The organism is Streptomyces sp. PA03-1a (assembly GCF_033792805.1).
In the GTDB taxonomy this organism is placed as follows: domain Bacteria; phylum Actinomycetota; class Actinomycetes; order Streptomycetales; family Streptomycetaceae; genus Actinacidiphila.
The window spans coordinates 13,772-39,120 of record NZ_JARAVO010000067.1 but is presented as its reverse complement, the minus strand read 5'-3'; the positions used below and the strand labels follow the sequence as shown (position 1 = coordinate 39,120).

The following is a 25,349-nucleotide window of genomic DNA, read 5'->3' as shown; positions in this document are numbered from 1 at the left end:
TATCTGGCGTTGACTTTTGGCACGCTGTTGAGTTCTCAAGGAACGGAAGCTTCCTTCGAGACCGTTTCACCGGCCCCTCCGGGCTTTCCCTTCGTTGTCACCAGCTTATCAGACTCTTTCGGGCCCGATTCCCGCCGGCGGGGATTTCCTGCTTTTGCGTTTCTGCCTTTCGGCTTTCGCGCTCCCCGACTTTAGCAGATGCTTTCCGTCGGATTTACCGTTCCGCTGTGAGCACGCACGTCTCCGTGGCGTTCTCGTCGCGGGGGTTGTGACAACGTACTGGAGCGGGGCACCCCGATGCAAATCGGGGTGCCCCGCTCCTGGTGGTGCGTCAGACCTCCACGACCACAGGGAGGATCATCGGGCGGCGACGGTAGTTGTCGGAGACCCACTTGCCGATGGCTCGGCGGATGAGCTGCTGCAACTGACGGACCTCTGCGACGCCGTCGGAGGCGGCGCGGGCGAGGGACTCCTCGACCTTGGGGAGTACGTCGTTGAACGCCGCGTCGTCGATCCCGGAACCGCGGGCCTGGACGAACGGACCGCCCACGACCTTGCCGGTGGTGCTGTCGACGACGATGAACACCGAGACGATGCCCTCCTCGCCGAGGATGCGGCGGTCCTTCAGGGAGGCCTCGGTGATGTCACCGACCGAGAGGCCGTCCACGTACACGTAGCCCGCCTGGACCTTGCCGGTGACCCTGGCGACGCCGTCGACGAGGTCGACGACCACGCCGTCCTCGGCGAGGACGCAGCGCTGCTTCGGGATGCCGGTGGCCTGGCCGAGTTCGGCGTTGGCCCGCAGGTGCCGCCATTCGCCGTGGACCGGCATGAGGTTGCGCGGCTTGCAGATGTTGTAGAAGTACACCAGTTCGCCGGCGGAGGCGTGGCCGGAGACGTGCACCTTGGCGTTGCCCTTGTGCACGACGTTGGCGCCCCAGCGGGTGAGGCCGTTGATCACCCGGTAGACCGCGTTCTCGTTGCCGGGGATGAGCGAGGAGGCCAGGACCACCGTGTCGCCCTCGACGATGCGGATCTGGTGGTCGCGGTTGGCCATCCGGGACAGGGCGGCCATGGGTTCGCCCTGGGAGCCGGTGCACACCAGGACGATCTTCTCGTCGGGGAGGTCGTCGAGCGTCTTGACGTCCACGATGAGACCCGGTGGGACCCGCAGGTAGCCCAGGTCACGGGCGATGCCCATGTTGCGGACCATGGAGCGACCGATGAAGGCGACCTTGCGGCCGCGCTCGTGGGCCGCGTCCAGGACCTGCTGGATGCGGTGGACGTGGCTGGCGAAGCTGGCCACGATGATCCGCTTCTCGGCCTTGGCGAAGACCTGGCGCAGCACCGGCAGGATGTCCCGCTCGTGCGGGATGAAGCCGGGCACCTCCGCGTTGGTGGAGTCGGAGAGCAGCAGGTCGATGCCCTCCTCCGACAGGCGCGCGAAGGCGTGCAGGTCGGTGAGGCGGCCGTCGAGCGGCAGCTGGTCCATCTTGAAGTCGCCGGTGTGCACGACCATGCCGGCCGGGGTGCGGATGGCGACCGCGAGGGCGTCGGGGATGGAGTGGTTGACCGCCACGAACTCGCAGTCGAACGGCCCGATGCGCTCGCGCTGCCCCTCGGCGACCTCGAGGGTGTAGGGACGGATGCGGTGCTCGGCGAGCTTGGCCTCGATGAGGGCCAGGGTCAGCTTCGAACCGATCAGCGGGATGTCGTCCTTCTCCCGCAGGAGGAAGGGGACGGCGCCGATGTGGTCCTCGTGACCGTGGGTGAGGACGATGCCGACGACGTCGTCCAGGCGGTCACGGATGGACGTGAAGTCCGGCAGGATCAGGTCGACTCCGGGCTGCTCCTCCTCCGGGAAGAGCACCCCGCAGTCGACGATCAGCAACCGGCCTCCGTATTCGAAGACCGTCATGTTGCGGCCGATCTCGCCGAGACCGCCTAGCGGGGTGATGCGCAAACCCCCTTCGGGCAGCGCGGGGGGCGGGCCGAGCTCAGGGTGCGGATGGCTCAAAGTATCTCCTCACCACGCACGCCACAGGCCCCGGGCGGACACCCGGGGACACCGTGCGCGCATGACAGCGTGCTTTCTGTTGCGTTGTCCTCATGGAGCGATCATTCAGTTCTTAAGTCTTTGGTTACAGCTGTACCCCGCCGGCGGCGAGATCCTGCTTCAACTGTGCCGTCGCGGCCTCGCCGAGCTCCACGAGCGGGAGCCGGAGCGGGCCGCCGGGCAGCCCCTGCAGGGCCAGGGCGGCCTTGGTGGTGATGACGCCCTGGGTGCGGAAGACGCCGGTGAAGACCGGGAGCAGCTTCTGGTGGATCTCGGCCGCCTTGTGGACGTCACCCGAGAGGTACGCCTCGAGGAGGGCCCGCAGCTCAGGGCTGACCAGATGTCCCACGACGGAGACGAAGCCGGCGGCGCCGACGGAGAGCAGCGGCAGGTTGAGCATGTCGTCGCCGGAGTACCAGGCGAGGCCGCTGCGGCTGATGGCCCAGCTCGCGGCGCCGAGGTCGCCCTTGGCGTCCTTGTTGGCGACGATCCGGGGGTGCTCGGCGAGCCGGACCAGGGTCTCGGTCTCGATCGGGACGCCGCTGCGGCCGGGGATGTCGTAGAGCATCACCGGAAGGCCGGTGGCGTCCGCGACGGCGGTGAAGTGCCGGTACAGGCCCTCCTGCGGGGGCTTGTTGTAGTACGGCGTCACCGTGAGCAGGCCGTGGGCGCCGGCGCGCTCCGCCTGGCGGGCCAGCTCGACGGTGTGGTGGGTGTCGTTGGTGCCGACGCCGGCGACGACGAACGCGCGGTCGCCCACCGCCTCGAGTACGGCCCGGACGAGCTGCTCTTTCTCCACGTCGCTGGTGGTCGGCGACTCACCGGTGGTGCCGTTGACGACCAGGCCGTCGTTGCCTGCCTCGACGAGGTGGGCGGCGAGCTGCTGCGCGCCGTCGAGGTCGAGGGCGCCGTCCGCGGTGAACGGCGTGACCATTGCGGTCAGGACCCGCCCGAAGGGGGTCTGCGGGGTGGAGGTCGGAGCCATGAGTCCAACGCTACTCGGTGCCGGTGCCGGGACACCCCCTCGGGACCTGCGATGAGGACTCCGGCGCTGCCTGCTCGGGGGTTCAAGCAGCACCGGAATCCGTTTCTGAAGACTAGACGAACAGCACGAAACCCGGCAATCGGAAGATTCCGGATGAGTGGTGACCTGCTACGGAGCGACCCGGCCGTTGGCGTTGAAGGCGGCGTGGGTGAGCGGCATGAGCTTCGTCCATTCGGCTTCCATCCGCTCCCCGACCATCTCGATCTCCCGCTGCGGGAAGGACGGGACCGTGGCGAGCTCGTGCTGGGTGCGCAGGCCGAGGAAGTGCATCAGCGAGCGGGCGTTGCAGGTGGCGTACATCGACGAGAACAGGCCGACGGGCAGGGTGGCGCGGGCGACCTCGCGGGCGACGCCGGCCGCCAGCATCTTCTGGTAGGCCTCGTAGGAATGCCGGTAGGAGGCCTCCATGGCGTCCACGACGGCCTGGTGCTGCTCCGGGGACCCGTGCACGAACTCGTACTTCCCGGGGCGGCCCTGCTGCACCAGCTTGCGCTCCGTGGACGGCACGTAGAAGACCGGCTGCAGCTCGCGGTACCGGCCGGACTCCTCGTTGTACGACCATCCGACGCGGTGGCGCATGAACTCGCGGAAGACGAAGATCGGGGCGCTGATGAAGAAGGTCATGGAGTTGTGCTCGAAGGGGCTGCCGTGGCGGTCCCGCATGAGGTAGTTGATCAGGCCCTTGGAGCGCTCGGGGTCCTTCGTCAGCTCCGCCAGGGACTGCTCGCCGGCCGTGGAGACCCGGGCGGCCCACAGCACGTCGGAGTCGGCGGCGCTGTGCTTGACGAGCTCGACGGTCACGTCGTCGCGGAACTGCACGGAATCGTCGGCGGGGATGTCGGTCACCGGGCGTCCTTCCTCATGGAGCTTGGGGCGGCGCCCAGCCTATGCGCCCGCTCCGACATCGCCCGACACCCGTCGACACCGGCCCCACCCCCCGCAAAGCGGAGCAAGGCAGACGACCGGCGGACCACTGCTGGCCGGTCCCGGCGGGGCCCGCTAGCCTCACCGATGTGTCTCTGCCCTTCCTCGCCGCCGACAGCGGCCACGACGAGTACGCCGCGGACGCCGCCCTTCCGCACCGGGTCCAGGACGGGTGGATCCGTCCCTACCGCCCGGGGCCCTGGCGGGTCGCCGCGGCGGCGATGCTGCTGGTGCTCGCCTCGTACCTGCTCATCGCGGGAGTGATCATGGGGCTCGCGGGCAACGGGCCCGGGGTCGCCGCTACGGTCGTCGCCGCCGTGCTGGCCATCGTCTGCGCGCTGCGTCTGCTGCGCGTGGGGTTCTGGGTGAGCACGCGCGGGCTGCGGCAGGTGGGGCTCTTCTACACCACGACGCTGCCCTGGAACCGCGTCGGGGCCGTCCGTACGGCCCAGCAGCCGGTGAAGTGGCTGGGGCTGCCCCGGACCGTCCAGGGCCAGGCCCTGGTCGTCACGCGGGCGGACGGCCAGCGGTTGCGACCGCTGCTCACCGACCACAACGCGGACTTCCTCGGCCGTACGGAGGCCTTCGACCAGGCGGCCGACGCCATAGAGGGCTGGGCCTCCGAGCTGAGCCGCTGAGGGCTCAGCGGGGAACCACGCCACGCCCCGGTCCGGGAGGCACACGGTGGCGGGAGACGGCGTAGAGGCGACAGCCGGGCGTCATCGGGGGTTTGCCTGCGGCTGTTAGCGTCCGGCCGACCCGGCCCGCCGAGGACCTGGAGCGACTCTTGCTCGCACCGCCGCATCCCGACACGCTCCTCACCCATCCCGCGCCGCTGCCCGCGCTGGAACCGCTGCGGGGCCGCACCGTCGTCGTGAAGTTCGGCGGGCACGCCATGACCGACGGGACGTTGCTGCGCACCTTCGCCGAGGACGTGGTGCGGCTGCGGCGGACCGGGGTGCGGGCCGTGGTGGTGCACGGGGGCGGTCCGCAGATCAGCGCGCAGCTGGACCGGCTCGGCGTACCCGCGCACTTCCTGGGCGGTCAGCGCGTCACCACGCCGGAGACGCTGGACGTCGTGCGGATGGTGCTCGCCGGCAAGGTGCAGCGGGAGCTGGTGCGGCTGTTCAACGAGCACGGCCCGTACGCCGTCGGGCTCACCGGCGAGGACGCGCACACGCTCACCGCGGTGCGCCGGTACGCCGAGGTCGGCGGGGAGCTGATGGACATCGGCCTGGTCGGGGACGTCACGGAGGTCAACACGGCCGCCGTGGACATGCTGCTGGACCACGGGCACATCCCGGTGGTCTCGCCGCTCGGCCGCGGCACGGACGGCGAGGTCTACAACGTCAACGCGGACGCGGCCGCCGGCGCGCTCGCCGCCGCGCTGGGCGCGGAGGCCCTGGTGGTGCTGACGGACGTGCCCGGGCTGTACGCGGACTGGCCGTGCCGGGAGCGGGTGCTGGACCGGCTGACCGCCACCGAACTGGAACGGATGCTGCCGTCCCTGGGGGGCGGCATGGTGCCGAAGATGGAGAGCTGCCTGCGCGCGGTCCGCGCCGGTGTCGGTACCGCACGGGTACTGGACGGGCGCGCCCCGCACGCCCTGCTGCGCGCGCTGACCGGCGCCCCCGGCGAGGCCGGGACGACCGTCCTGCCGGGCTGAGGCCGGGCCCCTTTCAGGGGGTCTGCGGCGCCTTCCCGCGCAGGGCGATCGCCCGCTGCATGGCCTTGCGCGCCCGCGGGGTGTCGCGGGCGTCGTGGTAGGCGACCGCGAGCCGGAACCACGTCCGCCAGTCCTCCGGCGCGGCCTCCGTCTCGGCCTTGCGCCGGGCGAAGACCGCGTCGGCGGAGGCGCGGTCGACGCGCCCGCTCGGGGTGCGCACCAGCTCGTCCTCCGGCAGGCCGCCCTCGGCCTCCAGTTCGCGGGCCAGCCGGTCCGCGTTGCGTGCGAACTGCGTCGTACGGACCAGGAACCAGACGCCGACCAGCGGCAGCACGAGCACGGCCACGCCGAGGACCACCGTGACCGGGCGGCCGTCCTGGATCAGCCAGACGCCGCGGGCGCCGGCCAGCACGAAGTACACGACCAGCACGGCCGCGAGGACGAAGTAGGTGATCTTTGCGCGCATGGTGGGCGAACCGGCTCTCGGTTGGTCGTCTCTCGGTCGGTCAGTCGAGGTCCATGAAGTGCTCCAGGCCGAAGGTGAGTCCCGGCGTGGAGACGACCCTGCGCACACCGAGCAGCACGCCCGGCATGAAGGAGCCGCGGTTCATGGAGTCGTGACGGATGGTGAGGACCTCTCCGGCGTCGCCGAAGAGCACCTCCTGGTGGGCGACGAGACCGCGCAGCCGCACCGCGTGCACGGGCACGCCCTCGACGTCGGCGCCGCGCGCGCCGTCCAGGGCGGTGGCGGTGGCGTCCGGCTGCGCGCCGAGGCCGGCCTCGCGGCGGGCGTCGGCGATGAGCTGCGCGGTGCGCACGGCGGTGCCGCTGGGGGCGTCGACCTTGTCCGGGTGGTGGAGTTCGACGATCTCCGCGGACTCGAAGAAGCGGGCCGCCTGGCGGGCGAAGCGCATGGCCAGGACCGCCCCGATGCCGAAGTTCGGGGCGATGAGCACACCGGTGCCCGGCGTGGCACCGAGCCAGCCGCGCAGGGTGTCCAGGCGCTCGTCGGTCCAGCCGGTGGTGCCGACGACGGCGTGGATGCCGTGCCGCAGGCAGAAGTCGAGGTTGCCCATGACCGAGCCCGGGGTGGTCAGTTCCACCGCGACCTGGGCCTCGTTCTCGGCCAGGGTCTCCAGCTTGTCCTCGCGGCCGATCGCCGCCACGAGCTCCAGGTCGTCCGCGGCCTCGACGGCCTTGACCGCCTCGGCGCCCATCCGGCCGCGGGCCCCGATCACACCCACACGGATCTTGCTCATCGTTCCAGTCCTCCGGTCCAGACGTTCGAGACGGTCGGTACGGCTCAGGCTCAGACGACGGACTCGTGCAGGCGGGCGGCCTGCCGGTCCTTCAGCGGGCCTATGACGGCCAGCGAGGGACGCTGTCCCAGGACGTCGCGGGCGACCGCACGCACCTCGTCGGGGGTGACCGCGGCGATCCTCTCCAGCGTGGCGTCCACCGACATCTGCTCGCCCCAGCAGAGCTCGCTCTTGCCGATCCGGTTCATGAGCGCGCCGGTGTCCTCCAGGCTGAGCACGGTCGAGCCGGAGAACTGACCGATGGCGCGGTGCAGTTCCTCGTCGCTCAGCCCGTGCTCGGCGACCTGGTCGAGCTCCTCGCGGCAGATCTTCAGGACCTCGTGGACGCGGCGCGGCTGGCAGCCGGCGTACACACCGAACAGGCCGCAGTCCGCGAAGGACGAGGTGTACGAGTAGACGCTGTAGGCGAGGCCGCGCTTCTCGCGGACCTCCTGGAACAGCCGGGAGCTCATCCCGCCGCCGAGCGCCGTGTTGAGCACGCCCAGCGCCCAGCGCCGGTCGTCGTGCCGGGACAGCCCCGGCATGCCGAGCACGACGTGGGCCTGCTCGGTGCGGCGCTCCAGCAGCTCCACCCGGCCCTGGCCGCGGATCGTGCGGGCGCCGTCGCGCGGCGGGCGGGGAACGGCGTCCGCGTCACGGAGGGCGCCCGCGTCCTCGAAGGCCTTGCGCACCTGGCGGACGACGGTGGCGTGGTCGATGTTGCCCGCGGCGGCGACGACCAGCCGGGTCGGGTCGTAGTGCTTCCGGTAGAAGCGGGCGACCTGGTCGCGGGTGAGGGCGTTGATGGTGTCGACCGTGCCGAGGACGGGGCGGCCCAGCGGGGAGTCGCCCAGCATGGCGGTGGCGAACAGGTCGTGGACCTGGTCACCGGGGTCGTCCTCGGTCATCGCGATCTCCTCCAGGACCACACCGCGCTCGGCGTCGATGTCCTCCTGGCGGATCAGGGAGCCGGTCAGCATGTCGCTGACCACGTCGATGGCGAGCGGCAGGTCGGTGTCGAGGACACGCGCGTAGTAGCACGTGTACTCCTTGGCCGTGAAGGCGTTCATCTCGCCGCCGACGGCGTCGATGGCCGAGGAGATCTCGAGTGCGCTGCGCCGCGCGGTGCCCTTGAAGAGCAGGTGCTCCAGGTAGTGCGTGGCGCCGTTGAGTGCCGGGGTCTCGTCGCGGGAACCGACGCCGACCCAGATGCCGAAGGTCGCGGAGCGCACGGTCGGCAGGGTCTCCGTGACGACGCGCAGTCCCCCGGGGAGGACGCTGCGCCGGACCGTACCGATGCCGTCGGCGCCGGGCAGGAGGGTCTGCGTGCGGACGGCCCGCCCCTTGGTGGAGGGGCGGGCCGTCACGCGTGTGGAGCCGGTGGTCACTTCTCGGACGCGTCCTCGGCCTTGTCGTCGGCCGCGGTCTCTTCGCCCTCGATGACCGGGATCAGCGACAGCTTGCCGCGCTGGTCGATCTCGGCGATCTCGACCTGGACCTTGGAGCCCACGGCGAGGACGTCCTCGACGTTCTCGACGCGCTTGCCGCCGGCCAGCTTGCGGATCTGCGAGATGTGCAGCAGGCCGTCCTTGCCCGGGAGCAGGGAGACGAAGGCACCGAAGGTGGTGGTCTTCACGACCGTGCCCAGGTAGCGCTCGCCGACCTCGGGCATCGTCGGGTTGGCGATGCCGTTGATCGTGGCGCGGGCGGCCTCGGCGGACGGGCCGTCGGCGGCACCGATGTAGATGGTGCCGTCGTCCTCGATGGTGATCTCGGCGCCGGTGTCCTCCTGGATCTGGTTGATCATCTTGCCCTTGGGGCCGATGACCTCACCGATCTTGTCCACCGGGATCTTGACGGTGATGATGCGCGGGGCGTTCGGCGACATCTCGTCCGGGGTGTCGATCGCCTCCATCATCACGTCGAGGATGTGCAGACGGGCGTCGCGGGCCTGCTTGAGGGCCGCGGCCAGGACCGACGCCGGGATGCCGTCGAGCTTGGTGTCCAGCTGCAGCGCCGTGACGAACTGCTTGGTGCCGGCGACCTTGAAGTCCATGTCGCCGAAGGCGTCCTCCGCACCGAGGATGTCGGTGAGGGTGACGTAGTGGGTCTCGCCGTCGATCTCCTGGGAGATCAGGCCCATGGCGATGCCGGCGACGGGGGCCTTCAGCGGCACACCGGCGTTCAGCAGCGACATGGTGGAGGCGCAGACCGAGCCCATCGAGGTGGAGCCGTTGGAGCCGAGCGCCTCGGAGACCTGGCGGATGGCGTACGGGAAGTCCTCGCGGGCCGGCAGGACCGGGAGGATCGCCCGCTCGGCCAGCGCGCCGTGGCCGATCTCACGGCGCTTGGGGGAGCCCACGCGGCCGGTCTCGCCGACGGAGTACGGCGGGAAGTTGTAGTTGTGCATGTAGCGCTTGCGCGTCTCGGGCGCGAGCGTGTCCAGCTGCTGCTCCATGCGGAGCATGTTGAGGGTGGTGACGCCCAGGATCTGCGTCTCACCGCGCTCGAACAGGGCCGAGCCGTGCACCCGCGGGATGGCCTCGACCTCGGCGGCCAGGGTGCGGATGTCGGTGACACCGCGGCCGTCGATGCGGACCTTGTCCTTGATGACGCGCTCGCGGACCAGCTTCTTGGTCAGCGAGCGGTAGGCGGCGGAGATCTCCTTCTCGCGGCCCTCGAACTGCGGGAGCAGCTTCTCGGCGGCGAGACCCTTGACGCGGTCCAGCTCGGCCTCGCGGGCCTGCTTGCCGGCGATGGTCAGCGCCTGCTTGAGCTCGTCGGAGACGGCGGCCTCGAGCGCCTCGAACACGTCGTCCTGGTAGTCCAGGAAGATCGGGAACTCGGCGGTCTCCTTGGCGGCCTTGGCGGCGAGGTCGGCCTGCGCCTTGCACAGCACCTTGATGAAGGGCTTGGAGGCCTCCAGGCCCGCCGCGACGACCTCCTCGGTCGGCGCCTCGGCGCCGTCCTCGACGAGCTTGATCGTCTTGGTGGTGGCCTCGGCCTCGACCATCATGATCGCGACGTCGCCGTCCTCGAGGGTGCGGCCGGCCACGACCATGTCGAAGACGGCGTCCTCCAGCTCGCTGTGGGTCGGGAAGGCGACCCACTGGCCGCGGATCAGCGCGACGCGGACGCCGCCGACCGGGCCGGAGAACGGCAGGCCGGCCAGCTGCGTGGAGCAGGAGGCGGCGTTGATGGCAACCACGTCGTAGAGGTGGTCGGGGTTGAGTGCCATGATCGTCGCCACGACCTGGATCTCGTTGCGCAGGCCCTTCTTGAAGGACGGGCGCAGCGGGCGGTCGATCAGGCGGCAGGTGAGGATCGCATCCTCGGAGGGACGGCCCTCACGGCGGAAGAAGGAGCCGGGGATCCGCCCGGCCGCGTACATGCGCTCCTCGACGTCCACCGTCAGCGGGAAGAAGTCGAGCTGGTCCTTCGGGTGCTTCGAGGCGGTGGTGGCCGACAGCACCATGGTGTCGTCGTCCAGGTAGGCCACGGCGGAGCCGGCGGCCTGACGGGCCAGGCGGCCCGTCTCGAAGCGGATCGTACGGGTGCCGAAGCTGCCGTTGTCGATCACGGCTTCGGCGTAGTGGGTCTCGTTCTCCACTATGGGGATTCTCCTCTTTCGTGCCCCCGGGCGTCTTCCCGGGAGCCGTCGGTGGAGGGGCGTCCCGCCGGGCCGGTCTTCGATCGAAGCCACCGGGACGTACGTGCTGCCCGGGGGCCACTACCGAGGACCGGCTCTGGTGGCGTTTAGGAGGACGCTCCCTCCGCATGCTCTATGGCGTTGTGTATGGGACCAGACTACAAAGCTTCGGTCCCGGTCTCGCGCCCAGCGCGGTCCCGTACGTACGCCAAGGGAGCGGCTCCCGGACGGGAACCGCTCCCTTTACGGCGTCTCAGCGGGCGCCGGCCGCGCCACGGCGGATGCCGAGGCGCTCGACGAGCGCACGGAAGCGCTGGATGTCCTTCTTGGCCAGGTACTGCAGCAGGCGGCGGCGCTGGCCGACCAGGATCAGCAGACCACGACGGGAGTGGTGGTCGTGCTTGTGGGTCTTGAGGTGCTCGGTCAGGTCCGAGATGCGGCGCGAGAGCAGCGCGACCTGGACCTCGGGGGAGCCGGTGTCGCCCTCCTTGGTGCCGAACTCGGCGATGATCTGCTTCTTCGTCGCGACGTCGAGCGACATACGGTCTCCTTGTGGTGTCGGTGCCTCCGAGCGCCCCTGGTCTGCGTCACAGGAGAAGCTGCGATGACTCGGAAGGCATGACGCGCCGCGCATGGGCGGACGCATCGGTTACACAGAGTACCACCCCGGGCCCGGTGCGATGTCCGGGGCCGGGGTGGCGGTGCTGCGGGCGGCTCGCGGGCGTCCCGGCTCAGCCGCTGGTCATGCCGCGGGCCTCGGCGTACAGGTCGAGGACCGCGAGGGCGAGCGGGATCAGCGAGAGCAGCACGGTCGCCTCGGCGAGGTCGAGCATCCGGCCCCAGAAGGGGGTGACGCCCTTGCTCGGGACGATGAGGGCGATCGCGACCAGGAGGGTGGCGCCCAGGGCCACCGCGGCGGACAGCCACACGGTGCGGATGTCGAGCGAGGAGTGGTTGCCGCGCAGCAGGTCGGTGAGGACGTCGGTCGGCAGGTTGAGGGCGAGACCGATGATCAGCAGCCCGATGGTGATCACACCGGCCACCATCAGCGTCACGACCTGCGAGGTGTAGCGGAACAGCCGGGCGCGCATCAGTGTCGCCAGGCCCATCGCGAGGGCGAGCAGCTGCGCCCAGGCGCTGTCGGAGAAGCCGAGCACGACGCCGGCGGAGCCGACGATCGCGGCCGCGCAGCCGCCGACCAGCCCCAGCAGCAGCTCGTGGCCGCGACGGGCCTGGTTGGTGATCCGGTCGAAGTCGACCGGCTCCTCCTCGCCCTGCCGGTCGCCGTCGCCGCGGTGCCGGGCCTGGACCTGGTCGGGCGAGCGGAAACCGATGGGCAGCCGGGCGAAGCGGGCGGACCAGCCGGGCAGGAAGCCGATGACGGCGATCATGACGACGGCGGTGACGGCGGCCGCCTCGCGCGGCGCGGCGTCCGTGAGGATCGCCACGAAGGTGGCCACGGTGCCGACGCCGGCCGTGAAGGAGGCCGCGACGAACGGCGCGTCGCCCTGCGGCAGCATCAGCACGAGGAGCACGGCGGCGATGAGCACCACGACGCAGCCGATGAGGAAGTGCAGCCGGCCGGGTCCCTCGGTCTTGCCGACGCCCATGACCCCGGAGCCGGCGACGAGCAGCAGCGGCAGGGAGGCGAGGCCGAGGGCGACGGCGGAGTGCCGGTCGTCGTACACGCGGGCGCGCACCGAGGCGAGCGCCACCAGCACCAGGCCCGCGGCGCCGGCGAGGATGCCGGGCAGGCCGTGCATGTCGTGCTTGACCGGCTCGGAGAACCAGAGCACGAAGGCCATGAGGGCGAGCAGGATGACGCCCGCGGTCAGGCCCACGCCGCGCATGAGGCCGTCGTTCCAGCTGCGGCGGTCGGTCTGGACCGCGGCGGCGACGGCATCGACGACGTCGTCGAACACGGCGGGCGGCAGCGAGTCCGCGAACGGACGCAGCAGCAGCAACTCGCCGTCGTGGACGCGCTGTTCGGCCAGGGACAGGGTGTCGTCGAGGACACGCCCGTCACGGCGGACCAAGTTGTAACCGGTGGGGGCGGCTTCGTCGGGCGTCTGGCCCGACAGGCGCAGTATCTCGGGATGGATGTCGGAGAGCGGTACGTCCTCCGGAAGTGCCACATCGATCCGGCTGTTCGGCGCCGCCACCGTGACTCTGCAGAATCCCGTCGCTGAGATCGTGCTCACCTGGAGTGGTCCCCCTCGTCCGGTGATGGATGGGTAGAGGTCGGGTCCACGCGGCCGTCCAGGGTCGGACCCCCGTTCCGCGCTTCGCGATCCGTCACCCTACCGGGTACCCCAAGTCCCTTGTCCCTCACCCGTCCCAGTGCCCTGTGACTGTCATGCCCAGTAGGATCGCCACCTGCCTGTGGTCCAATGCCCGCCCCGTGCGGGGGCGGAGCGCGACCGGGACGTGTCATACGGGGGACCGTCGCCACGGGGGCGGCCCGAAACTGCGATTCGCGTGAAGGACTGGTGCATCGGTGAGCGTGGTCGTCATCAAGCGCCCGCCGCGGGTTTACCCGCCGGAGGTGCCGAATGAGGAGGTACGGCTCGAAGCCCCGCCCGAACTGCCACGCGGCGAGGACCAGGGCCTGTTGATGAACCTGCTGCCGATGCTCGGCATGGGTTCGTCGGCGGCGTTCTTCTTCCTGCCGACGGGGTCGGGGACCTCCGGCGGATTCATGAAGGTCATGGGCGTGCTCATGATGGGCTCCACCGTGGCGATGGTGGTGGCCCAGATCGTGCGCTCCCGCAAGGGACCGTCGGGGCAGATGGCGGAGGCCCGCCGGGACTACCTGAAGTACCTGGCGCAGATACGCCGCGGGGTGCGCAAGACCGCCCGCAAGCAGCGCGACGCACAGTATTACCTGCACCCCGCGCCCGAACAGCTGTGGGCGCTGGTCGCCGAGGGCTCGCGGGTGTGGGAACGCCGGCTCACCGACCCCGACTTCGCGCAGGTGCGGGTGGGCCTGGGGCCCCAGCAGCTGTCGACTCCGCTGGTGGCGCCGGAGACCGCCCCGGTGGACGAGCTGGAACCGCTGACCGCGCACTCGATGCAGCAGTTCATCGCGGCGCACGGTTCGCTGGACAACCTGCCGCTGGCCGTCGGCCTGCGCTCCTTCTACCACGTGACGGTCTCCGGTGACCCCGACACCGTCTACGGGCAGACCCGCTCCATCGTGGGCCAGCTGTGCTCCCTGCACTCGCCGGAGGACCTGGTCGTCGCCGTCGTGGCGGCGCCCGGCGCGCAGTCGGAGTGGGAGTGGGTCAAGTGGCTGCCGCACGCACAGCACAAGGAGCACGACGGCGCGGGCTCGCGCCGTCTGATATGCGGCGACCTGGGTGAGGTCGAGGAGCTGCTGGCGGACGAGCTGGACGGCAGGCCGCGCTTCAACCGCGAGGGCCAGACGGTGCTGGACCAGCCGCACGTGGTGATCGTGCTGGACGGCGGCGGCGTGCCGGCGGACTCCGTGATCGCCTCCGCCGAGGGCCTGCAGGGCGTCACGATCCTGGAGGTCGTCCCCGGCGAGCTGGACGAGGCGCGTGGCTCGCTGTCCATCCAGGTGTGGCGCGACCAGCTGTACCTGGAGGCCGGGGCCGGCACCTTCACCGGCGTCCCCGACGTGCTGTCCCCCGTACAGGCCGAGTCGCTGGCGCGGCAGCTCGCGCCGCTGCGGCTGGGCGCCGCCGACGCCGACGAACCGCTGCTGGCGAACCTGGACTTCACCGACCTGATGGGGATCGGCGACGCCTCGTCGGTGGACGTCGCGCGGACCTGGCGGCCGCGGACCCTCCATGAGCGGCTGCGGGTGCCGATCGGCCTGGGCGAGACCGGCGAGCCGGTCATGCTGGACGTCAAGGAGGCATCGCAGGAGGGCATGGGCCCGCACGGCCTGTGCGTCGGCGCCACCGGTTCCGGCAAGTCCGAGCTGCTGCGCACGCTGGTACTGGGACTGGCCGTGACGCACTCCTCGGAGACCCTCAACTTCGTGCTCGCCGACTTCAAGGGCGGCGCGACCTTCACCGGCATGGGCACGATGCCGCACGTGTCGGCGGTCATCACCAACCTGGCCGACGAGCTCACCCTGGTGGACCGCATGCGCGACTCCATCACCGGTGAGCTGACCCGCCGCCAGGAACTGCTGCGGCAGTCCGGCAACTACGCCAACATCACGGACTACGAGAAGGCCCGCGCGGCGGGCGCGGCGCTCGACCCGCTGCCCTCGCTGATCCTGATCATCGACGAGTTCTCCGAGCTGCTCGCCGCCAAGCCGGACTTCATCGAGATGTTCATCCAGATCGGCCGCATCGGCCGTTCGCTGGGTGTGCACATGCTGCTGGCCTCGCAGCGCCTGGAGGAGGGCAAGCTGCGCGGCCTGGACACCTTCCTGTCGTACCGCATCGGTCTGCGGACCTTCTCCGCCGCCGAGTCGCGCACCGCGATCGGCGTGCCCGACGCGTACCACCTGCCCAACGTCCCCGGCGCGGGCATCCTGAAGTACGGCACCGACACGATGGTGCAGTTCAAGGCCGCGTACGTGTCCGGCACCTACCGGGCGCCGGGCACGCGGACGGCCAGCGGGGCACGCATCGACCGCTCCCCCGTGCTGTTCACCGCCTCGCCCGTGCCCGTGCGCATCGTCACCGAGCCGGAGCCGCAACCGCGCGCCGGGCAGGTGGACGACGCGCTGGCCGACACCGTGCTCGACGTCATCGTCGGCCGGCTGGAGGGCCAGGGGCCGCCCGCCCACCAGGTGTGGCTGCCGCCGCTGGACGAGCCGTTCAGCGTCGACCAGGTGCTGCCGCCGCTGACGGTGAGCGCCGAGCGGGGTCTGCACGCGGACGGCTACACCGCCACCGGCAAGCTCCAGGTGCCGGTCGGCCTGGTCGACAAGCCCTTCGAGCAGCGCCGTGACGTCATGTACGCGGACCTGTCGAGCTCCGGCGGTCACGCGCTGGTCGTCGGCGGCCCGCAGTCCGGCAAGTCGACGCTGGTGCGCACCCTGATCGCGTCGTTCGCGCTCACGCACACCCCGAAGGAAGTGCAGTTCTACGCACTGGACTTCGGCGGCGGCGGCATGCTCGCCCTGGACGGGCTGGCGCACGTCGGCGGGGTGGCCTCGCGCCTTGACGCGGAGAAGGTCCGCCGTACGGTGGCCGAGGTGCACGGCATCCTCAACGCCCGCGAGGAGTTCTTCCGCACCAACGTCATCGACTCGATGAACACCTTCCGCTCCCGCCGGGCCTCGGGGCACTTCCCCGACCAGCCCTGGGGCGACGTGTTCCTCGTCATCGACGGCTGGAGCACCTTCAAGACCGACTACGAGATGCTCGACCCGGTCATCAACGACATCGCCACCCGCGGTCTGGGCTTCGGCATCCACCTGGTCATCACCGCCACCCGCTACACCGAGATCCGGCCCGCACTGCGCGACCAGGTCCTCAGCCGGCTGGAGCTGCGGCTCGGCGACCCGATGGAGTCCGAGTTCGACCGCAGGCGCGCCGAGAACGTGCCGGTCGGCAAGCCGGGCCGCGGTCTGTCCCCGGAGAAGCTGGACTACCTGGCGGCGCTGCCCCGCGTCGACGCCTCCTCGAACGTGGAGGACCTCTCCGAGGGCATGGCGCAGTTCGTGGCCACGGTCAACGCCAACTGGTCGGGTCCCACCGCGCCGAAGGTGCGGATGCTGCCGACGATGCTGCCGTCGACCGAGCTGCCCAAGGGCGGCGACTTCTCCGACCGCGGCATCGCGATCGGCGTGGACGAACTCACCCTGTCGCCGGTGTTCGTGGACTTCGAGACCGACCCGCTGTTCGTCATCTACGGCGAGAGCGAGTCCGGCAAGTCCTCGCTGCTGCGGCTGATCGCCAAGCAGGTCAGCGAGCGCTACGAGTCCGGCAAGGCGCTGTTCGTGGTCTCCGACTTCCGCCGGGCGCTGCTCGGCCAGGTCCCGGAGAGCCATGTGTACAAGTACTGCGCCTCCGGTCCGCAGCTGCAGGAGGTCATGGAGTCGCTGGCCGGTTCCATGAGCCGCCGGATGCCCGGCCAGGACGTCACGCCCGAGCAACTGCGCAACCGCAGCTGGTACAGCGAGCCGGACGCCTGGGTCTTCGTGGACGACTACGACCTGGTCGCCACCTCGATGGGCAACCCGATGCAGGTGCTGATGGAGTACCTGCCGTTCGCCCGTGACCTGGGTCTGCGCATCGTGCTGTCGCGCAGCACCTCGGGGGCGTCTCGGTCGTCCTTCGAGCCGTTCCTGACCCGCGTCAAGGAGCTGGGCGCGACCGGTGTGCTGCTCTCCGGCGACCCGGGCGAGGGGCCGGTCTTCGGCAACGTCAAGGCGTCCAGGCTGCCCCCGGGCCGTGCGCAGTTCATCACGCGGCGCCGCGGCAACCAGCTCATCCAGACCGGCTTCCTGCCGGAGAGCTGAGCCCGTTCCGGCGCGCGGCGCCGGGACACGCGAGTGGGGGCGGGCCGGACGGCCCGCCCCCGCTCGCGTGTCCGCGTTCAGTCCCGCGGGGCCGGTGGCCGGTAGGCGGGCGGGACGTCCCGGGGGTCGCGCCGGACGGCGGCCGGGCGGTGGCCGCCGGACGCCTCGTCCTCCCGGTCGTCCCCGGCTTCCCCGGCTTCCTCCTCGGCCTGCTGCTCGAACCAGCGCCGGGCGCGCTCCTCCTGCGCGGCCCGCTCCTCGGGCGTCAGCCGTTCGTCGGCCCGCTTCAGCTCGGCCAGGCGGTCGCCGATCGCACCGAGGTAGGCGCTGGAGGCCAGTGCCTCGCGCATGCCGAGGCGACCGGAGAGCACCTCCCGCGCCGTCTCCTTGAGCGTGCCGTCCACGGTGGGGTTGTCGGCGAGCGTCCTGAGCGCCTTGTGCAGTCGGCGGGCCTGTGCGGGGTCGTCCGCGACGTCCATCAGGTCCGCGTCGCTGATCTCCTTGCTCATCGGTCCGTTCCCCCGGTCGAGAGTGTGGTGACGGGTGTGCTCATGCCATCGTGCCACCAGGGGGACGCCGCAACCACGGTCAGCGGTCGCGGGCACCGTCGCGGGTGCGCGGGCCGAGCGGCACCGACACGCTTCGTCAACCTTTCGGACGTCCTTCCCGGAGCGCTGATCGGAGTTCCTCGATCAGATGTGGCACGGTCTGTCTGAACGATGCCGAAGGAGGCGACGAGCGATCATGTCCTACCCCGAGCCCCGTTACCTCGGAGAACAGGGCGAGATCAGCGCACTGTTCCGCTCCGCCGACACCGCCGCGGACGTGGTCGCGCCGTCGGGCAACCGCACCCACTACCTCGCCACGCACACGTCGACGGACGGCGGCTTCGGCCTGTACCGGATCGACATGGGCCCGGGCTCCCCCGGCCCCAGCACCCACTTCCACCGCTCGATCTCCGAGTCCTTCTTCGTCCTCTCCGGGGCGGTGCAGCTCTTCGACGGGGAGCGCTGGATCACCGCCCGTCCCGGGGACTTCCTCCACGTGCCGCCGGGAGGACTGCACGCCTTCCAGAACGACTCCGACGAACCCGCGTCGATGCTGCTGCTCTTCGCGCCCGGCGCGCCCCGGGAGGAGTACTTCGAGCGGGCCGGTGAGATGGCGCAGCGCGGGGGCACGGCGTTCCGGGAGTTCCTGCTCCGCCACGACAGCTTCTTCGTGGACCCGCCGCAGGTCGGGCCGGAACCGCTGTGACATAGGGGGCGGCGGTCAGCCGACGCTCTTGTCGATGACGCAGAACCGGTTGCCCTCGGGGTCGGCCAGCACGACGAAGTCCGGGTCCGGGGGGTAGAGGTCCCAGTCGACCCGCCCGGCGCCCAGGGCGACCAGTCGCTCCACCTCCGCAGCCTGTCCGGCGGCGTCGTCCGCGTACAGGTCCAGGTGGACCCGGGGGTGCTCCTGGACCGGGGTGTCGCTGGTGCCGAGCGCGATCCCGGGTCCCGCCGCTCCCGCGGCGGGCACCAGCACCGCCCAGTCGTCCTCCGCCCGCACCTCGCCGTCGCGGGGCACGTAGCCGAGGGCGGCGCCCCAGAAGGCCGCGGCGCGCCGCACGTCCGTCACTCCGAGCACGATCGTCCCGAGGGTCAGCATGCGTCGATTGTGGCAGCCGGCGCCGGACCCGGACGGGCCTGCCCGGATGGGGACATGGCCCGCGTCACCCGTCGCCCGCACCGCCGACCTGGACGCCGCCGTGCTCGGCGCGGCGCGCTCGCTGCCGGACACCGCCTTCGAGGGCGACCTGTCCGGCTCCGACGGGGAGCACGCCCTCGGCGGCATGCACGCGGTGGTGTGGGAGGACAGCGGCCTCGCCGGGCACGCCGCCGCGCTGCTGGACGCCCTGGAACGGCTGGTGCGCGGCGCCCACGGCCTGGGGCGCCGGCCGCCGCCGACGGAGCCGGCGCCTTCTGCGCCGCGCGCGGCTGGCGGCCCTGGCGCGGCCCCACCGCGGCACTGACGCCGGACGGTGTCGTCCGCACCCCCGGGGACGACGGTTGCGTGCTCGTGCTGCCCGGGCCCGCCCCGCTCGACCTGTCCTGCCCGCTCATCTGCGACGGGCGCGACGGCGACCTGTGGTGACCGCGGCCGGCGTCACGGGACGTACAGCTCCAGGCGCCAGTCGTTGCAGCGGATGGGGTGCCCCGGCGGGTACTCGAAGTCGCACTCCTCCACCAGCGTGAAGCCGAGCTTGCGGCAGATCGCGTTCGAGGGGTGGTTGTCGACCTTGGGGAAGGCGTGCAGGAAGCGCGGGCCCTTCTCGGCCGCCGCCCGGGCGATGACGGCCGCCCCGGCGGCCGCGGCGACCCCGCGCCCCTGGAACTCGGGCAGGACGCCCCAGCCGGTCTCGTACACCGTCCCGCCGCGCCAGGACTTCTCCCAGTAGCCGATGCTCCCGGCCGGGACCCTCTCGGGCAGCAGCACGATGCTGAACATCCCGCCACCGCCCTCGCCGCCGCTCGCCAGGTACCGCTCGTGCCGGACGAGCAGTTGCTCCTCGGTCTCGGGGCCGCCGAGGTGGCGCATCATCCCCGGCGCGTTCGCCCGGCGCAGCAGGTCGAGGTCACCCTCCGCCCACGGCTCGATCCGTACCTGCGCTGCCATGTTCCGCTCCCTCGTCGCTCCTGCCGATCACACCACACGGGTCGGACACCGCCACCGATGAGTTCCGCCGGCCCGGCCGGTCCTACCTCCCGGAGCCGTTCCGCAGTGGCCCGGCCCGACCAGGAAGGCAGCATCATGAACGACATCACCATTACCCGGGTCTTCGACGCCCCGCTCGCCAAGGTGTGGAAGGTGTGGACCGAGCCGGAGTACTTCGCCCAGTGGTTCGGCGCCCCGCTGCCCACCGTCGCCAGCGACGTCCGCCCGGGCGGCGCCTGGCGCGCCACCATCACCACGCCGCAGGGCGAGATGCCGCTGAGCGGGGTGTACCGCGAGGTGGAGGTGCACAAGCGCCTGGTGTGGACGATGGACGTCCCCGGCGCACCCGAGGTCGTCATGGACGCCACCTTCACCGACCGCGGGGACAGGACCGAGGTCGTCTACCACCAGCCCGGGGTCCCCGAGGAGCACTGCGCCACGGCCGAGGCCGGGGCCAACCACATCCTGGACAGCTTCACCTCCGTCCTGACGAAGTCCTGAAGGGAGGGCGGACGGACGTGACGGAGACGACCTTCGTCCTGGTCCCCGGGGCGGGCGGCGGCACCTGGTACTGGCACCTGCTCGTGCCGGAGCTGCGCCGCCGCGGCCACGCCGCGGTCGCGGTGGACCTGCCCACCGCGGACGACTCCGCGGGCCTGCAGGAGTACGCCGACGCGGCCGTCGCCGCCGCGGGCGACCGTGCGCCGCTGGTGCTGGTCGCCCAGTCGATGGCCGGCTTCAGCGCGCCCCTGGCCTGCGAACGACTGGGGGACCGGCTCGTCCTGCTCGTCCTGGTCAACGCGATGGTCCCGGTCCCCGGCGAGACCGCCGGGGACTGGTGGGCCGCCACCGGCCAGCCGGAGGCCCGGCGCGTCCTCGACCTCGCCGAGGGACGTCCGGTGGACGGGGAGTTCGACCCCCTGGTCACCTTCTTCCACGACCTTCCGCGGCCCGTGGCGGACGAGGCCCTCGCCCAGGGGAACCGGCAGTCGGACACCCCGTTCGGCGTGCCCTTCCCGCTGCCCGCCTGGCCGCAGGTGCCCACCCGCGTCGTCGTGGGCCGCGACGACCGGCTGTTCCCCGCCGCCTTCCAGCAGCGGGTGGCCCGGGAACGGCTCGGCGTCGAACCGGACGTCCTGCCGGGTGGGCACCTGGTGGCGCTCGCCGACCCGGGCGGACTGGCTGACCTTCTGGTGGGCTATCTGCCCGGCTGAGGCAGCGACCGGCGAAGGTGCAGGGCGCCGGGGCTCCACTGGTCCCGCCCCGTGCCGCGTACCTCCGCCGTCCAGCCCTGCGCGGCGGCGACGGCGGAGGCGCGGTCCGGGCCCGCACCACGGAAGAGCCGGGCGGGGACGGTGACGGCGAGCACGGCCCCGCCGTCGGCGTCCCGCGCCCGGTGGGCCGCCGGCCGGCTCTCGGCGGCGGCGATCCGGGCGCGGATCCGCTCGGTCGCGTACGCGTCCCACCGGGCGGGGTCGGCGGCCCACTCGAGCCGGAACCGGGGCCAGGTGAGGGCGCCGCGCCACGGGTTGAGCCACGCGAGCGGCGGGTTGGCCCCCGCGGACGCGATCGCGACGAACAGGCCCAGGGCGAGCGCGCCGACGGCCCACAGCGGCAGCCAGAGCCACTGCAGGACGAACTGCGCGAGCAGCCCGGGCCTGTTCCTGCGCGGGGCGGCGAGGAGGGGCGGGGCGGTCACGCGGTGCCGTGCGAGCGGTGGACCACGGCCTGCGCGTACGCCACCCGTACGTCCAGCCGGTCCGTCCGCACCTTGTACCGCTCGGACATCCCGTAGTACTTCAGCGACGCCGGCGAACCGGCCCCCTGCCGCCAGGCCGTCCGGACGGGCAGCGACCAGGCGGAGTCACCGGTGCCGCCGACCGCCCAGAACAGGTTGAGGACGAGCCACAGCGGCGACAGCAGCACGAACACCACCCACGAGGTCGTCGTCCCGCCGTGCCCGGCGAGCACCCGGCCGCCCGGCAGCCTGATCTCCCAGCGCGGCCGCCACCGCGCCCGCTTCGCCGGGGTCCCCAGCTCGCCCAGTTCCTCGCCGCCCGGCCCGAGCACCGACAGCCGCCCGCCGGACGACTGCCCGCCCACCGGCCGGACGACGTAGCCGAGCGTCTCCCGTCCGGCCAGGTCCCGGTACATCGCGAACCGCGGCTTCGCGTCGGCCCCGGAGCCGCCGGCGGGAGCACCGTGCCCGACGTACACGGTCTCGCCGCCCCGCCGGGGACGGATGACCTTCTGCAGCTTGAAGCCGGCCTGCCGGCGCTCCTGTTCGGAGGGCGGCCGTACCTGGAACGAAACGACACTCATCGGATCATGTCCTGTCCTGTGTCACCCGAAGACGGAGCGGACGTCGCCACCCGCGCCGGGCTGCTCCGGTGGGCCTGCGGGGGCGCCGCCGGAAGTGCCGCGGTCGCGTGCGAAGTGCACGCTCCCCCCGATCTCGGACATCAGCGAGACGTACACGGGCAGGTCCGCCAGGCTCGGGGTGCTGAGCGAGAAGACGACGAGGTAGCCGCCGAACGGCGACGGCACGTAGAGCTCGATGTGCAGGAACGCGAAGGGGGCCGCGATCTGTTCGCCGTCGACCTCCGTCGCGTGGAACGACACCACGGCGGGACCGCACTCCAGGTCCACCTGGTGGACGTCCCGGTGCGGCTCCAGCGAGAGCATCTCGTGCAGCGCCGCCGCCGCGATCCCCGGGTCGCCCGGCTCGACCTCCTCGATGCGCACGAGCAGGTTGGCCGTGCTGATCCGGTCGTCCTCGGTGGCGAACAGGCCGAGGGCCGCGTGCAGGACCCCGTCGGCGTCCAGCGACCCGGCGACCTCGCGGTACACCGCGGCGGTGGCCTCCCGCTGGAAGTCGGTGCCGCCCGGCCAGATGCGCGCGGCCAGTTCGGCCACCTGCGCGTCCAGGGCGTCGGGCGGCAGGTGCAGCGGGATCTCGTGGAAGACGTCCGGGGACTCGAACTCGACGAGCACGCCCGGCGCCTCGTGGAGCGACGTGCTCATCAAAGCCTCCCGGCCGCAGGCGTGTCCGAATTGTTGAACATGTTGTAGACGCCGGTCACGATACCGGGAGCCTGCTGCGCGACCTGCGGTCCCTTGGCCCACCACGACATGGGGTCGAGCGTGCCGTCGGCCCGGATGGCCGCGCCGAGGGAGTTCTTGACGCTCTGCGGGGCGAACTTCTCCACCGCCCAGCTCAGCGCCTTCTCCTTGGCGGAGGATCCGACGGTGTCCAGGACGTGGTTGTCCCAGGCCATCTTCATGCGGTTGCCGAAGCCCTCGGCGCTGACCATCTTGCTGCCCGGCAGTGCCTCCCGTCGCAGCAGGCCGACCTTGCCCTCCAGCTTCTCGACCGTGTAGCCGGCGTTCTTCAGCGCCCGGATCTTGGTCACGTGCTCGATGGAGGCGATGGTCCTGCCGTTCACCTTGTAGAGCTTCATCGGGATCTTGACGCCCTTCATCGCGACCTTCCCCAGCTTGCCGATGGGGATGACGCCCAGACCGTCACCGATCAGGTCCATCGCGCTGACGTCCGCGCCGCCCAGTTTCGCCGCCCCGTGCGTGGCCAGGGCACCCAGCGACAGCGCGCCGCCCGCGAGCGCGAAGGCACCGGAGAGCGGCGGGCACCAGAGGGTGAGCAGGGAGAGGACGCCCATCACCGTCGAGGCGATGCTGAGCCAGTCACCGATCTGCTTGAGCAGGTCGGCGTGCTCGACGCACCAGTTCTGGATGCTGTGCCCCAGCTTGGTGAACGCGTCCGCCAGTCCTTCGAAGAACCCCGTGTCGGGCGCCTTGTCGTTGGCCTTGCGCAGCCGGTCCGCGATGCCCCGGGCGTCGGACTGGTGGTGCTCCAGCAGCTCCTCGGCCCGCTTGATGATGTCCTCGAGCTCCTGCTGCGCCTTCTCCAGCTGCTTCCCCGCGGAGTCGAGGTCCTTGCCCGCCTGGTTCAGCCGGTTCGACGCCGCGTCGATCTTCGCCTGGGCGTCGGCGAGTTCGCTCTGCGTCGCGTAGTACTGGCCCGCCAGGCGCAGCGCCGGGTCCGCGGCCGCCTGGTTGTAGGCGGCCGTCGCGCGGTCGTAGGTGCCCTGCCCGGTCTTCTCCCGCTCCTTGGCGGCCTTGGCCTGCGCCTCGTACTCCCGGGCCTTGTGCTGGTACTCCGCCAGCTTCGAGCGCCACGACGACAGCTGGAGCGAGGCCTCGCGCAGTGCGTCCCGGCTGTCGCCCACGTAGCGCGGCAGGTCGCCGACCTTCTCGGCGAAGGCGCTCGCGGCCTCGCCCTCCCAGGTCTTGCCGCCCTTGGTGATCCCGGTGAGCGTCGTGTAGGCGTTGTCCAGGCCCGTCGCGGCCCGCGAGAGCTTGGAGGTGAGGTCCTCGACGCTCTCCAGCTTCCCCGGTGCCGGGTCGAAGCCTATGGAGGGGTATTCCACCGCCGTCATCGCGCACCTGCCGTGGGCCGCGCCTCGGGGGACGGGGAGGGCGTGGGCTTCGGCGCCGCGCCCTGCGTCATGGCGTCGCGGATCGCCTGCTCCGTGGCCTCGTAGTTGTCCTTGGTGGCCTTGAGCTTCTCCTCGATCTGCTGCGTGCCGTCCGCGATCTTCCCGATGGCGTTGTCCCAGCTGTCGTGGAACTCGTCGCAGGCGTTGTCCAGCGCCTCGCTGCCGGTGCTCTTCGGACCCACGTCCTTCAGCGCGTTGAGCGCCTTGCGCATGTCGTCCTGACTGTCGTGCAACTGCTTCAGCAGCCGGTCGAGGTCCTGGACCTCGACCTTGAAGTGGTCACCCAATGTGTGTCCCCCGCGTGGACCGCCCGCCGTGCTTCAGCACCAGGGGCGGTGGTTTCAGCCGACCCACCGAGGCTACCGCTCCCCCACGTGCCGCTTCACCCCCTCCCGGGTGCTCCCCGCAGGATCTCTACGTGCCCCGACGCGGGCACGGTGTGCGCGGGTTCCTCACGGGATGCAGGGCGCCCGGTGCGCCCCGGACGTGATCCGGTATGTTCGGGTGCAATTGGCATGTCCTCGCTTAGGCGATGGCGCGGTTCCGGAGTCAGGGGACCGCACGCACGGCGGACGTGCCGGGATCGCAGTCAACGGGGATGGGACAAAGGGATGAGCACTCCCTTCGACGGTTCACAGGGCGGCGGAGCCACGCGGATGCGGCTGAACTCCGTTCCCGCGGATCCGGGAGGCGGCGGTACGTCCGCCGGGACGACGAAGGTCGACACCCAGCGCCTGGACGAGGCCGCCAACGCGCTGGTCGAACTGCGCGGTGACACCGAGAACGTCGACAACCAGGCCGACGAGGACACCCTCGGGGCCGTCACGGGCCTCAACAAGCACACCGCTCCGGGTCCGCCCGACGGGGGCTCCTGGGCCACCGCGGGCTCCCTCATGAGCATGGACGTCCGCTGGGGCGACCAGGTCCTCAACCTCAAGAGCATGCTGCAGGACATCAGCGACAAGCTCCACACCAGCACCGGCCACTACACCCGCACCGAGCAGGAGGAGCAGGCCCGCCAGGCCTCGCTCCACACCCCCTTCGGTTAG

At 71.4% G+C, this 25,349-nt stretch carries 25 protein-coding genes; 8 read left to right on the top strand and 17 right to left on the bottom strand.

What is annotated here, in order from left to right:
• Positions 1-331: 331 nt before the first annotated feature.
• From PV341_RS17365 to thyX, 3 genes are all read right to left on the bottom strand, one after another.
• Positions 332-2,017 (bottom strand): ribonuclease J, encoded by a 1,686-nt coding sequence (locus tag PV341_RS17365; protein ID WP_500325854.1) that lies wholly within the window; start codon positions 2,015-2,017, stop codon positions 332-334.
• A gap of 124 nt (positions 2,018-2,141) precedes the next feature.
• On the bottom strand, positions 2,142-3,041 hold the full coding sequence (dapA, locus tag PV341_RS17360; protein ID WP_500325853.1) for a 4-hydroxy-tetrahydrodipicolinate synthase: 900 nt from the start codon (positions 3,039-3,041) through the stop codon (positions 2,142-2,144).
• A 168-nt stretch (positions 3,042-3,209) separates the two neighbouring features.
• Positions 3,210-3,947 carry an FAD-dependent thymidylate synthase gene (gene thyX / locus PV341_RS17355; RefSeq protein WP_500325851.1) on the bottom strand — a complete coding sequence of 246 codons (738 nt, stop codon included), beginning with the start codon at positions 3,945-3,947 and terminating at the stop codon, positions 3,210-3,212.
• A gap of 167 nt (positions 3,948-4,114) precedes the next feature.
• Between thyX and PV341_RS17350 the strand changes: the two genes are divergently transcribed.
• Positions 4,115-4,663 (top strand): SCO5741 family PH domain-containing membrane protein, encoded by a 549-nt coding sequence (locus PV341_RS17350; RefSeq protein ID WP_499514350.1) that lies wholly within the window; start codon positions 4,115-4,117, stop codon positions 4,661-4,663.
• Between the two features lie 149 nt (positions 4,664-4,812).
• Complete coding sequence (gene argB, locus PV341_RS17345; RefSeq protein ID WP_500325849.1) at positions 4,813-5,691, top strand: acetylglutamate kinase; 879 nt, start codon at positions 4,813-4,815, stop codon at positions 5,689-5,691.
• 13 nt (positions 5,692-5,704) lie between these two features.
• On the opposite strand, the gene PV341_RS17340 is transcribed toward argB, so the two are convergent.
• The 6 genes from PV341_RS17340 to eccD all read right to left on the bottom strand — a co-directional run bounded on the left by PV341_RS17340 (position 5,705) and on the right by eccD (position 12,839).
• Positions 5,705-6,157 (bottom strand): hypothetical protein, encoded by a 453-nt coding sequence (locus PV341_RS17340; RefSeq protein WP_499514348.1) that lies wholly within the window; start codon positions 6,155-6,157, stop codon positions 5,705-5,707.
• A gap of 40 nt (positions 6,158-6,197) precedes the next feature.
• A complete protein-coding gene (dapB, locus tag PV341_RS17335; protein WP_499514347.1) occupies positions 6,198-6,950 on the bottom strand; it encodes a 4-hydroxy-tetrahydrodipicolinate reductase in 753 nt (250 codons plus the stop codon).
• Between the two features lie 50 nt (positions 6,951-7,000).
• A complete protein-coding gene (locus PV341_RS17330; protein WP_500325846.1) occupies positions 7,001-8,377 on the bottom strand; it encodes a M16 family metallopeptidase in 1,377 nt (458 codons plus the stop codon).
• On the bottom strand, positions 8,374-10,599 hold the full coding sequence (locus PV341_RS17325; RefSeq protein ID WP_499514345.1) for a polyribonucleotide nucleotidyltransferase: 2,226 nt from the start codon (positions 10,597-10,599) through the stop codon (positions 8,374-8,376). The genes PV341_RS17330 and PV341_RS17325 overlap by 4 nt, the downstream gene beginning before the upstream one ends.
• A gap of 292 nt (positions 10,600-10,891) precedes the next feature.
• The gene (gene rpsO, locus PV341_RS17320; RefSeq protein WP_361804583.1) at positions 10,892-11,179 is read right to left on the bottom strand and encodes a 30S ribosomal protein S15; all 288 of its coding nucleotides are present in this window, start codon (positions 11,177-11,179) and stop codon (positions 10,892-10,894) included.
• A gap of 190 nt (positions 11,180-11,369) precedes the next feature.
• A complete protein-coding gene (eccD, locus tag PV341_RS17315; protein WP_500325844.1) occupies positions 11,370-12,839 on the bottom strand; it encodes a type VII secretion integral membrane protein EccD in 1,470 nt (489 codons plus the stop codon).
• 296 nt (positions 12,840-13,135) lie between these two features.
• Between eccD and eccCa the strand changes: the two genes are divergently transcribed.
• On the top strand, positions 13,136-17,086 hold the full coding sequence (gene eccCa / locus PV341_RS17310; RefSeq protein WP_500325842.1) for a type VII secretion protein EccCa: 3,951 nt from the start codon (positions 13,136-13,138) through the stop codon (positions 17,084-17,086).
• Between the two features lie 77 nt (positions 17,087-17,163).
• Here the strand turns inward: eccCa and PV341_RS17305 are convergent, their stop codons facing one another.
• Positions 17,164-17,595 (bottom strand): hypothetical protein, encoded by a 432-nt coding sequence (locus tag PV341_RS17305; protein WP_500325840.1) that lies wholly within the window; start codon positions 17,593-17,595, stop codon positions 17,164-17,166.
• Between the two features lie 235 nt (positions 17,596-17,830).
• Here PV341_RS17305 and PV341_RS17300 point away from each other — a divergent pair, with 235 nt between their 5' ends.
• Complete coding sequence (locus PV341_RS17300; protein ID WP_500325838.1) at positions 17,831-18,340, top strand: cupin domain-containing protein; 510 nt, start codon at positions 17,831-17,833, stop codon at positions 18,338-18,340.
• Between the two features lie 15 nt (positions 18,341-18,355).
• On the opposite strand, the gene PV341_RS17295 is transcribed toward PV341_RS17300, so the two are convergent.
• Positions 18,356-18,736 (bottom strand): VOC family protein, encoded by a 381-nt coding sequence (locus PV341_RS17295; protein WP_500325836.1) that lies wholly within the window; start codon positions 18,734-18,736, stop codon positions 18,356-18,358.
• Positions 18,737-18,782: 46 nt separating this feature from the next.
• Between PV341_RS17295 and PV341_RS17290 the strand changes: the two genes are divergently transcribed.
• The gene (locus PV341_RS17290; protein WP_500358289.1) at positions 18,783-19,100 is read left to right on the top strand and encodes a hypothetical protein; all 318 of its coding nucleotides are present in this window, start codon (positions 18,783-18,785) and stop codon (positions 19,098-19,100) included.
• Between the two features lie 134 nt (positions 19,101-19,234).
• Here PV341_RS17290 and PV341_RS17285 read toward each other — a convergent pair whose 3' ends face one another.
• The gene (locus tag PV341_RS17285) at positions 19,235-19,744 is read right to left on the bottom strand and encodes a GNAT family N-acetyltransferase (protein ID WP_500325833.1); all 510 of its coding nucleotides are present in this window, start codon (positions 19,742-19,744) and stop codon (positions 19,235-19,237) included.
• Between the two features lie 135 nt (positions 19,745-19,879).
• Between PV341_RS17285 and PV341_RS17280 the strand changes: the two genes are divergently transcribed.
• Both PV341_RS17280 and PV341_RS17275 read left to right on the top strand, forming a co-directional pair.
• Positions 19,880-20,284 (top strand): SRPBCC family protein, encoded by a 405-nt coding sequence (locus tag PV341_RS17280; protein WP_500325831.1) that lies wholly within the window; start codon positions 19,880-19,882, stop codon positions 20,282-20,284.
• 17 nt (positions 20,285-20,301) lie between these two features.
• Complete coding sequence (locus PV341_RS17275) at positions 20,302-20,997, top strand: alpha/beta fold hydrolase (RefSeq protein ID WP_500325829.1); 696 nt, start codon at positions 20,302-20,304, stop codon at positions 20,995-20,997.
• Here PV341_RS17275 and PV341_RS17270 read toward each other — a convergent pair.
• Genes PV341_RS17270 through PV341_RS17250 form a run of 5 tightly spaced genes read right to left on the bottom strand, consistent with a single transcriptional unit; the run spans position 20,982 to position 24,587 of the window.
• Entirely contained in the window at positions 20,982-21,482 is a 501-nt protein-coding gene (locus PV341_RS17270; protein ID WP_500325827.1) for a hypothetical protein, read from the bottom strand. The two genes, PV341_RS17275 and PV341_RS17270, sit on opposite strands and share 16 nt — an antisense overlap.
• Entirely contained in the window at positions 21,479-22,105 is a 627-nt protein-coding gene (locus PV341_RS17265) for a hypothetical protein (RefSeq protein ID WP_500325826.1), read from the bottom strand. Before PV341_RS17265 ends, PV341_RS17270 begins: the two co-directional genes overlap by 4 nt.
• A 21-nt stretch (positions 22,106-22,126) precedes the next feature.
• Positions 22,127-22,807 carry a hypothetical protein gene (locus PV341_RS17260; RefSeq protein ID WP_500358288.1) on the bottom strand — a complete coding sequence of 227 codons (681 nt, stop codon included), beginning with the start codon at positions 22,805-22,807 and terminating at the stop codon, positions 22,127-22,129.
• Positions 22,807-24,240, bottom strand: coding sequence for a putative T7SS-secreted protein (locus PV341_RS17255; RefSeq protein WP_500358286.1), 1,434 nt, complete (start codon positions 24,238-24,240; stop codon positions 22,807-22,809). The genes PV341_RS17260 and PV341_RS17255 overlap by 1 nt, the downstream gene beginning before the upstream one ends.
• The gene (locus PV341_RS17250; RefSeq protein WP_500325820.1) at positions 24,237-24,587 is read right to left on the bottom strand and encodes a WXG100 family type VII secretion target; all 351 of its coding nucleotides are present in this window, start codon (positions 24,585-24,587) and stop codon (positions 24,237-24,239) included. Before PV341_RS17250 ends, PV341_RS17255 begins: the two co-directional genes overlap by 4 nt.
• A 324-nt stretch (positions 24,588-24,911) precedes the next feature.
• Between PV341_RS17250 and PV341_RS17245 the strand changes: the two genes are divergently transcribed.
• Positions 24,912-25,349, top strand: coding sequence for a hypothetical protein (locus PV341_RS17245; RefSeq protein ID WP_500325819.1), 438 nt, complete (start codon positions 24,912-24,914; stop codon positions 25,347-25,349).